At 70.9% G+C, this 12,083-nt stretch carries 14 protein-coding genes and 1 tRNA gene; 5 read left to right on the top strand and 10 right to left on the bottom strand.

What is annotated here, in order from left to right; genetic code table 11:
- Positions 1-67 precede the first annotated feature (67 nt).
- Positions 68-934: a PAC2 family protein gene (locus tag AWC02_RS18410; RefSeq protein ID WP_085130148.1), complete on the top strand. Its 867-nt coding sequence runs from the start codon at positions 68-70 to the stop codon at positions 932-934.
- Positions 935-936: 2 nt separating this feature from the next.
- Here the strand turns inward: AWC02_RS18410 and AWC02_RS18405 are convergent, their stop codons facing one another.
- The 8 genes from AWC02_RS18405 to AWC02_RS18370 form a co-directional block, all read right to left on the bottom strand.
- Positions 937-1,812, bottom strand: a complete 876-nt coding sequence (locus tag AWC02_RS18405) for an SDR family oxidoreductase (protein WP_085130147.1) — start codon at positions 1,810-1,812, stop codon at positions 937-939.
- 26 nt (positions 1,813-1,838) lie between these two features.
- A complete protein-coding gene (gene mshC, locus AWC02_RS18400; protein WP_085130146.1) occupies positions 1,839-3,074 on the bottom strand; it encodes a cysteine--1-D-myo-inosityl 2-amino-2-deoxy-alpha-D-glucopyranoside ligase in 1,236 nt (411 codons plus the stop codon).
- A 115-nt stretch (positions 3,075-3,189) separates the two neighbouring features.
- On the bottom strand, positions 3,190-3,975 hold the full coding sequence (locus tag AWC02_RS18395) for a 3'(2'),5'-bisphosphate nucleotidase CysQ (RefSeq protein ID WP_085130145.1): 786 nt from the start codon (positions 3,973-3,975) through the stop codon (positions 3,190-3,192).
- 70 nt (positions 3,976-4,045) lie between these two features.
- On the bottom strand, positions 4,046-4,867 hold the full coding sequence (locus AWC02_RS18390) for an SCO1664 family protein (protein WP_085130144.1): 822 nt from the start codon (positions 4,865-4,867) through the stop codon (positions 4,046-4,048).
- Positions 4,851-5,444 (bottom strand): DUF3090 domain-containing protein, encoded by a 594-nt coding sequence (locus tag AWC02_RS18385; RefSeq protein ID WP_085130143.1) that lies wholly within the window; start codon positions 5,442-5,444, stop codon positions 4,851-4,853. The genes AWC02_RS18390 and AWC02_RS18385 overlap by 17 nt, the downstream gene beginning before the upstream one ends.
- Before the next feature lie 51 nt (positions 5,445-5,495).
- Positions 5,496-6,182, bottom strand: a complete 687-nt coding sequence (locus tag AWC02_RS18380) for a histidine phosphatase family protein (protein ID WP_085130142.1) — start codon at positions 6,180-6,182, stop codon at positions 5,496-5,498.
- A complete protein-coding gene (locus AWC02_RS18375) occupies positions 6,179-7,033 on the bottom strand; it encodes an undecaprenyl-diphosphate phosphatase (protein ID WP_085130167.1) in 855 nt (284 codons plus the stop codon). The genes AWC02_RS18380 and AWC02_RS18375 overlap by 4 nt, the downstream gene beginning before the upstream one ends.
- A gap of 60 nt (positions 7,034-7,093) precedes the next feature.
- Positions 7,094-7,387 (bottom strand): hypothetical protein, encoded by a 294-nt coding sequence (locus AWC02_RS18370; protein WP_085130141.1) that lies wholly within the window; start codon positions 7,385-7,387, stop codon positions 7,094-7,096.
- Between the two features lie 125 nt (positions 7,388-7,512).
- On the opposite strand from AWC02_RS18370, the gene AWC02_RS18365 reads away from it, so the two are divergent.
- Genes AWC02_RS18365 through AWC02_RS18355 form a run of 3 tightly spaced genes read left to right on the top strand, consistent with a single transcriptional unit; the run spans position 7,513 to position 9,888 of the window.
- Positions 7,513-8,553 carry a YncE family protein gene (locus AWC02_RS18365; RefSeq protein WP_207568086.1) on the top strand — a complete coding sequence of 347 codons (1,041 nt, stop codon included), beginning with the start codon at positions 7,513-7,515 and terminating at the stop codon, positions 8,551-8,553.
- Positions 8,550-8,816, top strand: a complete 267-nt coding sequence (locus tag AWC02_RS18360) for a DUF5703 family protein (RefSeq protein WP_085130140.1) — start codon at positions 8,550-8,552, stop codon at positions 8,814-8,816. The genes AWC02_RS18365 and AWC02_RS18360 overlap by 4 nt, the downstream gene beginning before the upstream one ends.
- 10 nt (positions 8,817-8,826) lie before the next feature.
- Positions 8,827-9,888 (top strand): quinone-dependent dihydroorotate dehydrogenase, encoded by a 1,062-nt coding sequence (locus AWC02_RS18355; protein ID WP_207568087.1) that lies wholly within the window; start codon positions 8,827-8,829, stop codon positions 9,886-9,888.
- Positions 9,889-9,900: 12 nt separating this feature from the next.
- Here AWC02_RS18355 and AWC02_RS18350 read toward each other — a convergent pair whose 3' ends face one another.
- Together AWC02_RS18350 and AWC02_RS18345 are read right to left on the bottom strand one after the other, a co-directional pair.
- Positions 9,901-10,431, bottom strand: coding sequence for a YbhB/YbcL family Raf kinase inhibitor-like protein (locus AWC02_RS18350; protein WP_085130138.1), 531 nt, complete (start codon positions 10,429-10,431; stop codon positions 9,901-9,903).
- A gap of 20 nt (positions 10,432-10,451) precedes the next feature.
- A complete protein-coding gene (locus tag AWC02_RS18345; RefSeq protein ID WP_207568085.1) occupies positions 10,452-11,798 on the bottom strand; it encodes a M20/M25/M40 family metallo-hydrolase in 1,347 nt (448 codons plus the stop codon).
- A 119-nt stretch (positions 11,799-11,917) separates the two neighbouring features.
- Between AWC02_RS18345 and AWC02_RS18340 the strand changes: the two genes are divergently transcribed.
- Positions 11,918-12,003, top strand: a tRNA-Leu gene (locus tag AWC02_RS18340).
- The last annotated feature ends 80 nt before the right edge of the window (positions 12,004-12,083 follow it).

Genomic DNA, 12,083 nt, shown 5'->3' with positions numbered 1-12,083 from the left:
ACGAAGGCGCCGACGCGGCCGGTAGGACTACAAGCCTTGTGCCAAGCGCGCGTCGTAGGCTGAATCCGTGACCCGACCGGACGACGGCACCGTTCTCCCCGAACTGCACGACACCATCGTGGTGGCGGCGTTCGAGGGCTGGAATGACGCCGGCGACGCCGCCAGCGACGCCGTGCAGCATCTCCAGGAGATCTGGGGCGCGCGGCTGATCGTCGAGATCGACGACGAGGACTACTACGACTACCAGGTGAATCGGCCGGTGATCCGCCAGCTCGACGGCGTCACCCGCGAGCTGGTGTGGCCCTCGATGCGCATCTCGCACTGCCGGCCGCCGGGCAGCGACCGCGACATCGTGCTGATGCACGGCGTCGAACCCAACATGCGCTGGCGGTCGTTCTGCGCGGAGCTGCTCGGGATCATCGACCAGCTCGACGTGGACACCGTGGTGATCCTGGGGGCCTTGCTGGCCGACACCCCGCACACCCGCCCGGTGCCGGTGTCCGGCGCGGCGTATTCGGCGGAGTCGGCCGCCCGGTTCGGGCTGACCGAGACCCGCTACGAGGGGCCGACCGGCATCACCGGGGTGTTCCAGGACGCCTGCGTGGCCGCCGGGATTCCCGCGGTCACCTTCTGGGCGGCGGTACCGCACTACGTCTCCCAGCCGCCCAACCCCAAAGCCACCGTCGCCCTGCTGCAACGGGTGGAGGACGCCCTGGACGTGGAGGTTCCGCTGGGCGACCTGCCGGCGCAGGCCGAGGAGTGGGAACGGGCGGTCAGCGAGATGGCCAGCGAGGACGACGAGATCGCCGACTATGTGACCGCGCTGGAAGAGCGCGGCGACGCCGAGGTCGACATGACCGAGGCGCTGAGCAAGGTCGACGGGGACGCGCTGGCCGCCGAGTTCGAGAAGTATCTGCGGCGCCGGAGGCGCTGAGCCTACCGGTCGATGCCCTCGTTATAGGCGCTGGTGGAGCGGCCCAGGGCGGCCACCTCGGCGTCCATCCGGGCCATCAGGTCGCCGGAGGTCTTGGCGATCGGCCGCTCACCGATCGGGCTGGACAGCAGCGGCTTGAGCCAGCGGAACAGCCCCACCCAGCGCGGGCAGTACACCCGGACGCGGCGGTGCTCGATGCCGTCGACGAACGCCTCGGCGCACTGGTCCACCGACGTGGTCTTGTTCAGCGGCCAGGGCAGCTTGGGCAGCATCTCGGCCGCGGTCGGCAGGTCCTTCTTGGTGTCGCGGACCAGGGCGGTGTCGATCCAGGACATGTGGGCAGATCCGACCGTCACCCCGAGGCGCTCGACCTCGAGGCGCAACGCGTTGGCCAGATGCTCCACCCCGGCCTTGGACGCGTCGTAGGGCAGCATTCCCGGCGCGGCGGTGAACGCCGCCAGGGACGACACCACCAGCACGTACCCCCGGCGGTCGATCACCGCCGGCAGGGTGGCCCGGATGGTGTTGAACACCCCCACCAGGTTGACGTCGATGACCCTGCGGAAGGCCGCGGGGTCGACGCCGAGCACCGACCCGTAGCTGGCGATGCCGGCGTTGGCCACCACCGCGTCGATCCGGCCGAACCGCTCGACGGCCTGGGCGGCCGCGGACTGCATGGCGTCGAGGTCACGTACGTCGGCGACGACGGTCAGCACCCGGTCCCCGCCGAGCTGGGCGGCGAAGGAGTCCAGCGCGTCTTTGTCCAGATCGGTCAGGACCAGTTTGGCGCCCTTGTTGTGCAGCCGGCGGGCCGCCTCGGCGCCGATACCGTGCGCGCCGCCGGTGATGAACACGACCTGAGAGTGAATGGAAGGCATGCGCTCAACCTACTCCGGTAGCGGGCCTAAAGGGATACTCCCAGTAGGGCATCGACCGCGGTGGCCACCAGCCGCGGAGCCTCGGCGTCATGCCCGCCGTACTCGAGCGCATCGGTGGTCCAGCCGTCCAGCGCGGCCAGCGCGGCGCCGGTGTTGAGGTCGTCGGCCAGGTGGCGGCGGACCCGTCCCACCACGTCCTGGGCGTCCGGACCGGCGGGCAGGCTGGTGGCGGCCCGCCAGCGCTCCAGCCGGGCCTCGGCCGCGGCCAGGGTCTGCTGGTCCCAGGACCTGTCGCTGCGGTAGTGCTCGGCCAGCAGACCCAGCCGGATCGCGGCGGGCTCGACGCCCTGGGCCCGCAGCTTGGACACCAGCACCAGGTTGCCGCGGCTCTTGGACATCTTGTGCCCCTCCCAGCCGATCATCCCGGCGTGCACATAGTGCCGGGCGAAACGGCGTTCCCCGGTGAGGGATTCGGCGTGGGCAGCGGAGAACTCGTGGTGCGGGAAGACCAGGTCGGAACCGCCGCCCTGGATGTCGATTCCGGAGCCGATGCGGCTGAGCGCGATCGCCGCGCACTCCACATGCCAGCCCGGCCGGCCGGCTCCGAACGACGCGGGCCAACTGGGCTCGCCCGGCCGGACGGCCCGCCACAGCAGCGCATCGAGCGGGTCGGCCTTGCCGGCCCGGTCCGGGTCGCCGCCGCGCTCGGCGAACAGTTCCAGCATGGTGGCGCGGTCGAACCCGGATTCGTAGCCGAACTGCTCGGTGGCCTCGGCGCGGAAGTAGATGTCGGGATACTCGTCGTCGACGGCGTAGGCCGTTCCGGCGGCCAGCATCTTCTCGACCACCTCGACCACCTCGGCGATGGCCTCGGTGGCGGCCACGTAGTCGCGGGGCGGCAGTACCCGCAACGCGGTCATGTCGGTGCGGAACAACTCCACCTGGCTGGCGGCCAACGCCTCCCACGGCACCCCGTCGCGTTCGGCCCGCTCGAGCAGCGGGTCGTCGACGTCGGTGACGTTCTGCACGTAGTTGACCTCATGACCGGCGTCGAGCCAGAGCCGGTGGATGAGGTCGAACACCAGGTAGGTGGCGGCATGACCGAGGTGCGTGGCGTCGTAGGGGGTGATGCCGCAGACGTACATGCCGGCCGTCGGGCCCGGCGACACCGGACGCACCTGCCGGTCGGCGGTGTCGTAGAGGCGCAGCGCGGGGCCGCGCCCGGGCAGGACTGGAACGGCCGGCGCGGACCACGATTGCATGCCCACGACTGTAAGGCCCGGCGGTTCAGCGAGACTCGCCGGAGGCGAGGTGAAGCTGGAACCGCCGCATCAGCACCGCGGTTCAGCGAGACTCGCCGGAGGCGAGGTGGGGCCCCTAGAGCACCGTGCGCCGAATGGCATCCAGCAGGATGGGCGCCACGTCGGGGCGGCACATGAGCAGGTCGGGCAGGTAGGGGTCGGGCCGGTTGTAGCGCAATGGCGACCCGTCGATGCGCGAGGCGTGCAGGCCCGCCGCCTGCACCACACCGGCGGGGGCGGCCGAATCCCACTCCCACTGCCCGCCGGCGTGCAGGTAGGCGTCCACGTCCCCGCGCACCACGGCCATCGCTTTGGCGCCCGCCGAGCCCATCAGCACCGGCTCGACGGGCAGTACCTCGTACAGGAGCCGCACCAGCCCGGGCATCCGGGAGGCGCTGACGGCGATCCGGATGGGGTGGTCCGGTTGGGTTCGCGCGGCCGGGCCGGCGACGGTGTCGGAGCGGAAGACCACGTTGCTGCGGTTGCCGTAGGCCGGCAGCGACACCGCGGCGTCGGTGATGGCGCCGTAGCCGTCGACTCCCCCGCGCTGCCACAGCGCGATGTGCACCGCCCAGTCGTCTCGGCCCGGGGTGGTGAACTCCCGGGTCCCGTCGAGCGGGTCGATGATCCAGACCCGGTCGGCCCGCAGCCGGGCCAGGGTGTCCGGGGATTCCTCGCTGAGCACCGCGTCGGTGGGACGCGCGTCGCGCAGCCTGCGGATGATCAGCTGGTTGGCCCGGCCGTCGCCGGTGTCGCCGAGGTGCCACGGCTGGGCGAACCCGACCTCGTCGCGTACCGCCAACAAGAGCTTTCCGGCCTCGACTGCCAGTTCGGCGGCCAGCGCCGCGTCGGTCAGCGTCACGTCTGGCAGTATCCCCGACGCCGGGCGCGCCGGATTTCCCGACTACGGCTCGCGGGCGGCGGCCGCCGTGTCAAAACGCCGGCCAGGGTATGGGGCGGTGACGGTTCGGGCCGGGCATCACCGGATGGTCCAGCAGGTCGGCGACCCGCCGGCGCAGCGCCGCGATCTCATCGGAGGTCAGGTGCGGTTGCAGCGCGCAGCCCAGCGGACCGTCCAACTCCACCAGCAGCCGCGCCAGGTCCGGCAGCGCCTCGTCGTCGAGGTCGGCCAGGGCCTTGCCCGCCCACCCCCACAGCACGGTGCGCAGCTTGTCGTCGGTGTGCAGGCTCACACCGTGGTCGACCCCGTAGACGCGGCCGTCGGTGCCGCACAGGACGTGGCCGCCCTTGCGGTCGGCGTTGTTGATCACCACGTCGAAGATGGCCAGGCGGCGCAGGCGGGCGTCGTCGGCATGCACCAGGGTGACCGGATCGCCGGCGGGGCCGAAGGCCTGCAGCACCGGCAGGTAGCCGGCCGGGACGGGGCCGGCCGGTACCACGTCGACCAGCGCCGGTGGCGCGTCGTCGTCTTCGACGGCGTCGCCGGGTTGATCGACCCATCGCTGCACCATGCCCGGTCCGGCCGGGCCGTCGCGAATGATCGTGTAGGGCACCAGATCCCAGCCCAATGCTGCCGAGATCAGGTGCGCGGCCAGCTCCCGGCCCGCCAGGGTGCCGTCGGGGAAGTCCCAGAGCGGCTGTTCGCCCGCGACCGGCTTGTAGACGCAGTGCACACGGTGCTCCCCCAGCGCCGCCTCACACAGGAACGTGGCGTTGCTCGCCGAGCGGATACGGCCCAGGATCTCCAGTTCCCCGGAGTGCAACGCCTCCCGGTCGTCAGATTTCGGAGTCATCGGGCTCATCGTCGGGCCCGAAAGCACCCCGCCGATAGCCGTTGGTGCGCACGCACATATGGCCGGCCGGGTCCAGCGGCTCGTCGCACAGCGGACACGGCGGGCGGCCCGCCGAGATGACCCGGTTGGAGCGCGTGGCGAATTGGCGCGCGGACTCCGGGGTGAGGAACACCCGCACCGCATCCGGCCCCTCGTCGGTGTCGTCGAGCACCACCGAGGCGTCGAATTCGGCGTCGCTGACGGCGAGCAGCTCGACCACCACCGTCTGCGCCTCGGAATCCCAGCCCAGTCCCATGGTGCCGACCCGGAACTCGGCGTCCACCGGCGTGACCAGCGGGTTCAGGTCGTCGATCTCGGCGGGCTCGGGGGGCACCGGGGTGCCGAATCGGCGGTTGACCTCCAGCAGCAGCGCACCGATCCGCTCGGCGAGGACCGCGACCTGCTGCTTTTCCAGCACCACCGAGACCACCCGGTCGTCGTGAACCGCCTGCAGGTAGAAGGTGCGGTTTCCGGGCTGGCCGACGGTCCCGGCCACGAAGCGGTCGGGGGTGCGGAAGACGTGGATTGCTCGGGACATGGCACCTCCAAAATACCGGCAGTTGGGGCGCCTGCCCGTATCCGGCTTGGACTAAGTGGTGGAGCCGCCGACGACGGCGTCGCTTTCGTGGCCGGCCGGGGCCGGGGAACTGCGCACCGCGGCGGCCAACGACGCGCCCGTGTGGTTCAGATGGATGACGAACGGGCGCAACGGGGTGTACCGGATGACGCTCGCCGACGCCGGGTCGGCGGTGATCCGCTGGAAACCGTCGAGATGCACACCGAGCGCGTCGGCGATGACGGCCTTGATGACGTCGCCGTGGGTGCACGCCACCCACAGCACGTCGGCGCCGTGCTGCTCGGCGAGCTGCCGGTCGTGGTCGCGGACCGCGGCGACGGCCCGGGACTGCACCTGCGCCAGCCCTTCGCCCTCGGGGAAGATCGCCGCGCTGGGCTGGGCCTGGACCACCCGCCACAGCGGCTCGGCCACCAGCTCGCTGATCTTGCGCCCCGTCCAGGTCCCGTAGTCGACCTCGGCGAGCCGGTCGTCGACCAGCGGCTCGAGCCCGAGCGCAGCCGCCAGCGGTTCGACGGTGCTGCGGCACCGCAGCAGCGGCGAGCGCACCACCGCTCGGATGGGCAGGCCGTCGAACCGGCCGACCAGCTGCGCCGCCTGCTCCCGGCCCAGGTCGTCGAGGTCGACGCCCTCGGAGCGCCCCGCCAGCACCCCGGAGGTGTTCGAGGTGGACCGGCCGTGTCGCAGCAGGATCACCGTCATGGCGAGGCCGCCAACACTCCGGTGGCCAGCAGGATCAGGATCGTCGTGCCGACGACGACCCGGTATCCGACGAACCAGTACATGCTGTGCGTCACCAGGAATTTCAGGAACCAGGCGATGGCCGCCCAGCCCACCGCGAAGGCGATCAGGGTGGCGATCAGAAGCTGCGGTCCGCTGGCGCTCATGCCCGCACCGCCGGGGTGGAACGCATCCGGCAGCGAGAACAGTCCCGAGGCGAACACCGCCGGAATCGCCAGCAGGAACCCGAACCGGGCGGCCAGTTCCCGGTCCAGGCCGGCGAACAGCCCGGCGCTGATGGTGGCCCCGGATCGCGACACCCCGGGCACCAGCGCCAGGGTCTGCGCCGAGCCCACCAGCACGGCGTCGCGCCAGGTCAGTTCCTTGGCGTGACGGGCCTGGCGGCCGAGGTATTCGGCCGCGGCGATCACCGCCGAGAACACCACCAGCGCGGTGGCCACCACCCACAGGTTTCGTACCCCGGACCGGATCTGGTCGGTGAACACCACGCCCAGCACGCAGATCGGGATGGTGCCGATGATGACGTACCAGCCCAGCCGGTAGTCGGTCTCCCGGTCGGCGGCCAACGGTGTCTTGGCCAGCTTCGAGGCCACCCCGGACACCCAGGCCGTGGCGATGCGCGCGATGTCGCGGGCGAAATAGACCAGTACGGCGACCTCGGTGCCCAGTTGGGTGACCGCGGTGAAGGAGGCGCCGGCGTCACCGGCGAAGAACAGCCGCGACACCACCGCCAAATGCCCCGAGGACGATATCGGCAGAAACTCCGTGAGGCCCTGCACGATGGCCAGCACCACCACCTGCTGCCACGACATCGCGGCCGCCTCGGCAACCGCCACCACCTCAGACACGAGGATGACGGTACCGGGCCGGAATCAGCGAATCAGATCGGACACCACGTCGCGCACCGCAGCACCCAGGCTGCGCTCGTCGGCGACATCGATGCCGAACAGCTGCCGGCTCGCGGTGGCCACCACGTCCTCGGCGTGCGGGACGGGACCGCTCAACCGGGGCCGATAGACATCGACCACCAGCTTGTAGTGCTCAATGCGGAACGAGAAGCTACGCCCGTCGCCGATCTCGCCGAAACCACTGGCGAACGCGCCCGTCCAGATCTCCTCGATCCCGAACTGTGCACACGTCGGCTGCCAGTCTTGCGCCACAGTCATGGCCGCGAGGTTACACCTAAGCGAACTTATAGTTGCGCCGGACAGGCGGGCTGCACCGCACCGTCTTCCTTAGAATCGGTGTTCGCACCAACCCGCCCACCGCGACGAGCTGGAAGAGCTGCCCCGTGCCCAAGTGCTCCCCCCGCCGGCCCCGCCGGTCCCTTCGAGCCCTGTTGCTGCCGTTGCTGCTGCTCACGGCGTGCTCGTCCAATCCGATCACCGCACCGCCGCCCACCATCGCGCCGGCGCAGCCCGCCGTGTCCCCGGCCGCCACGGTGCGCCCGGCGGGCACCGTGCAACCCCTGGGCGAGCCGGCAACCGGTGCGGTGTTCGACGCCGCGACCGGGCTGCTGGCGGTGTTGTCCCCCGGATCCCCGGACCACGGCGGCGCCTCTGTCAGCCTGGTCGGCGCTGCCGGTCGCCCACCGGGGGTGGTGGCGCTGCCGGGGCCGGCGAGCTCGCTGGCCGGCGACGACCGGGGCCGGGTCTACCTGGCCGGCCGCGGCGGCTACTACACCGTGGACCTGACCGCCCGCACCGCCGCGCGTGTCGATGTCGCCGACGCCGCCGACGTCGAGTTCACCGCGATCGGCCGGCGCAGCGACGGCGTCATGGTGCTGGGCAGCTCCGACGGCACCGTCTACACCCTGGCCTCCGACGGGGCGCAGGTCGCGGAGCGGGCGAAGATCTTCGCCCGGGTCGACCAGATCGTGACGCAGGGAGACATCGCGGTGGTGCTGGACCGCGGCCAGACCTCGGTGACGACCATCGGATCCAACGGAAAACCCCAATACGCGCTGCGCGCCGGCCAAGGCGCCACCACCCTGGCCGCCGCCGCGCACGGCCCGGTGCTGGCCGCCGACACCCGCGGCGGGCGCCTGCTGGTCTACGGTGTCGATCCGCTGATGCTGCATCAGGACTACCCGGTGCCGCACGCCCCCTACGGGCTGGCCGGGGCGGGCGGCTTCGCGTGGGTGTCGCAGACCGGGACGAACACCGTGGTCGGCTACGATCTGACCACCGGAATCCCCGTGGAGAAGGTTCGTTATCCGACCGTGCAGCAACCCAACACTCTGGCACTGGACGACACCGCGGACACCTTGTACGTGGTGTCCGGTTCGGGGGCCGGGGTGCAGATCATCGAGCACGCCATGAGGCCACGTTGACCGCGCTGCGCCCACGCCGGCTGCCGCCCGGCTGGGAAACCGAACTGTCCGACGACTACGAATGGATTCCGCTGCGGCTGCCCCCGGAGGTCAGCCGGATCGGGGCGTCCACCCGATTGGCCATCGAGGCCGAATACCGAGGTTGGGAGCTGACCCGAGTGCGGCTGTACACCGACGGGAGCAGGCGAGTGCTGTTGCGCCGCAAGAAATCAGCCACCGACCCGGTCAGCAGCAGCCGCTGCGTCGACCAGCCGGGACTGTAGGCGGATGGGCCTGTACGACGCGCTGCGCCGGGCAATGTTCCTGCTGCCGCCGGAGCGGGTGCACACCCTGGCGTTCGGGGCGTTGCGCGGCGCCACCGCAACGGCACCGACTCGCCGGGCGCTGCGGCGCCGGCTCGCCCCGCACGACCCGGTGCTGGCCAGCACGGTGTTCGGGGTGCACTTCCCCGGACCGCTCGGACTGGCCGCCGGATTCGACAAGGACGGCGTCGGCCTCAACACCTGGGGCGCACTGGGTTTCGGTTACGCCGAGGTGGGCACCGTGACGGCGGCGCCGCAGCCGGGAAACCCTGCCCCGCGGCTGTTCCGGCTGCCGAAAGACCGCGCGCTGCTCAACCGGATGGGCTTCAACAACCACGGCTCCCAAGCCCTGGCGGCCAAGCTGGCGGGCCATCGGCCCGACGTGCCGATCGGGGTCAACATCGGCAAGACCAAAGTCACGCCACCCGAGGGCGCGGTCGAGGACTACCGCGCCAGCGCCCGTCTGCTGGCCCCGCTGGCCGCCTATCTGGTGGTCAATGTCAGCTCGCCGAACACTCCGGGCCTGCGCGACCTGCAGGCCATCGACGCGCTGCGGCCCATCCTGGCGGCGGTGCGCGCCGAGACCACCAAACCGGTGCTGGTGAAGATCGCGCCGGACCTGGCCGACACCGACGTCGACGCCATCGCCGACCTGTGCATGGAGCTGGACCTGGCCGGCATCGTGGCCACCAACACCACGGTGTCCCGCGACGGCCTGAGCACCCCGGGGGTCGCCGAGTTGGGGCCCGGCGGGATCTCCGGCCCGCCGGTGGCCCGCCGGGCGCTGGAGGTGCTGCGGCGGCTGTACGCCCGGGTGGGCGACCGGCTGGTGCTGATCAGTGTCGGCGGGATCGAAACGGCCGACGACGCCTGGGAGCGCATCACCGCCGGCGCCTCGCTGCTGCAGGGCTACACGGGCTTCATCTACGGCGGCGGCCTGTGGGCCAGAAACATTCACGACGGCCTGGCCCGGCGGCTCCGCGACGGCGGCTACGCCTCGCTGGCCGAGGCGGTCGGCTCTGCCGCCACCTAGCGCGGGCCGGAGCTAGTTGCGCTCGTAGGTGCCGACGATCACCGCGCGGGCGATGGCGTGCATGTACAGGTTGAAGCCGAGGTAGGCCGGGCTGGCGTCTTCGGCGAGGTCCAGCTTCTCGACGTCGACGGCGTGTACCGCGAAGTAGTAGCGGTGCGTGCCGTGACCAGGGGGCGGCGCCGCACCCACGTAGCGGCGCATCCCGGCGTCGTTGACCAGGGTGAGCGCATCCCCGGGCAGCAGGCTGCCGTCACCGACGCCTTCGGGCAGCTCGGTGCAGGTGGCCGGCAGGTTGGCCACCGCCCAGTGCCAGAAGCCCGAGGCGGTGGGAGCTTCCGGGTCGTAGCAGGTGACTGCGAAGCTGCGGGTCTCCTCGGGGAAGCCCGACCAGCTCAGCTGCGGGCTGGCATCTTCACCGCCGGCGCCCATGATTCCGCTGACCTGCGGCTTGGCCAGCTGCTGGCCGTCGGTGAGCGATGTCGAGGTGAGGGTGAAGGTCGGCAGCTTGGGCAGCGCGGCGTAGGGGTCGTGGACAGAGCTCATGTGTGGTCCTCTCGTTGTGGTCAACAGTGTGTCAGGAAGTGGTGCAGGACGCGGGTGCCGAACCTCAGCGCGTCGACCGGAACCCGCTCGTCGACGCCGTGGAACAGCGCGGCGAAGTCGAGGTCCGGCGGCAGGCGCAGCGGAGCGAATCCAAAACAGCGAATACCCAACTTGGCGAACGCTTTTGCATCCGTTCCTCCGGACAGCATGTAGGGCACCGCCCGGGCGTCGGGATCGCAGGCCAGCAGCGCGGCGTTCATCGCCTCGACCAGGTCGCCGTCGAAGGTCGTCTCGACGGACGGCTGGAGGGTGACCCATTCCCGGGTCACGTCGGGACCGATCAGGGCGTCGACCTCGGCCTCGAACGCCGCCTGGCGCCCGGGAAGGACCCGGCAGTCGATCACCGCCTCGGCCGTCGCGGGGATCACGTTGGCCTTGTAGCCGGCCTGCAGCATGGTCGGTGTCGCGGTGTCGCGCAGGGTGGCGTTGACGATGCGGGCGATGGGCCCCAGCTTCTCGATCATCCCCTCCAGGTCCGGGGAGTCGACGTCGATGGCGAGTCCCGTCTCCTCGCTCACCGCGATCAGAAACTGCTCCACCGCCTCGGTGAGCACCAGTGGGAAGCGGTGCCGGCCGAGTCGGGCCACCGCCTCGGCCAGCACGGTGACGGCGTTGTCGTCGTTGATCATCGATCCGTGCCCGGCCCGGCCGTGGGCCCGCAGCCGCATCCAGCACAGGCCCTTCTCCGCGGTCTCGATCAGGTAGAGCCGCCGCTCCCCGCCGTCGCGGCGCGGCACCGTCAGCGAGAAACCGCCGACCTCCCCGATCGCCTCGGTGACCCCGGCGAACAGGTCGGGACGGTTCTCGACGAGCCAATGCGCGCCGTACTTGCCGCCGGCCTCCTCGTCGGCCACGAAGGCGAACACCAGATCCCGCGGCGGGGTGATACCGGAACGGGCCAGGTGGCGGGCCACCGCGATCATCATGCCGACCATGTCCTTCATGTCGACCGCACCACGGCCCCAGACATAGCCGTCCTGGATCGCCCCGGAGAACGGGTGCACACTCCAGTCGCCGGCCTCGGCCGGCACCACATCGAGGTGCCCGTGAATCAGCAGCGCCCCGCGAGACGGGTCACTGCCCGCCAGACGGGCGAACACGTTCCCGCGCCCCGGTGCACCGGATTCGAGATATTCGGTCTCGTAACCCACTTCCTCGAGCTGGGCGGCCACCCAGCGGGCACATTCGGCCTCGCCCTTGGTGGTGGCCGGTTCGCCGGTGTTGGAGGTGTCGAAACGAATGAGGGCGCTGACGAGTTCGACCACCTCGGCCACGGCGCCGCCGGCAGGATCCGGGAAATCGGTCACAACTACCTTTACTACCACTTCGGGCCCGGTCCGCGGCCCTTCGGACGGTGTTGCCAGGGCTGGGTTTGGGTCCAAGGATCGCCATCCGTTAGCCTTAGCTGCCCGGCCGAGCCGGGTAGGTCCGAGTGGCGGAATGGCAGACGCGCTAGCTTGAGGTGCTAGTGCCCTATTAACGGGCGTGGGGGTTCAAGTCCCCCCTCGGACACAGTGTGGTGAGTCGGGTCATGGGTTACACATGAGTCGCGTCATCGGTTACGGATTGCCCCGGCTTTTGCCGGGGTTTTT

It is taken from the genome of Mycolicibacter engbaekii (assembly GCF_002101585.1).
GTDB lineage: Bacteria > Actinomycetota > Actinomycetes > Mycobacteriales > Mycobacteriaceae > Mycobacterium > Mycobacterium engbaekii.
Note: the sequence above shows the minus strand (reverse complement) of the source record. Positions and strands in the feature narration are given on the sequence as shown.

Excerpts from the sequence above, each read along its gene's own strand:
- AWC02_RS18405 (WP_085130147.1), bottom strand. The coding sequence starts at position 1,812 with ATGCCTTCCATTCACTCTCAGGTCGTGTTCATCACCGGCGGCGCGCAC.
- mshC (WP_085130146.1), bottom strand. The coding sequence starts at position 3,074 with ATGCAATCGTGGTCCGCGCCGGCCGTTCCAGTCCTGCCCGGGCGCGGC.
- AWC02_RS18390 (WP_085130144.1), bottom strand. The coding sequence starts at position 4,867 with ATGACTCCGAAATCTGACGACCGGGAGGCGTTGCACTCCGGGGAACTG.
- AWC02_RS18385 (WP_085130143.1), bottom strand. The coding sequence starts at position 5,444 with ATGTCCCGAGCAATCCACGTCTTCCGCACCCCCGACCGCTTCGTGGCC.
- AWC02_RS18380 (WP_085130142.1), bottom strand. The coding sequence starts at position 6,182 with ATGACGGTGATCCTGCTGCGACACGGCCGGTCCACCTCGAACACCTCC.
- AWC02_RS18375 (WP_085130167.1), bottom strand. The coding sequence starts at position 7,033 with ATGTCGTGGCAGCAGGTGGTGGTGCTGGCCATCGTGCAGGGCCTCACG.
- AWC02_RS18370 (WP_085130141.1), bottom strand. The coding sequence starts at position 7,387 with ATGACTGTGGCGCAAGACTGGCAGCCGACGTGTGCACAGTTCGGGATC.
- AWC02_RS18350 (WP_085130138.1), bottom strand. The coding sequence starts at position 10,431 with ATGAGCTCTGTCCACGACCCCTACGCCGCGCTGCCCAAGCTGCCGACC.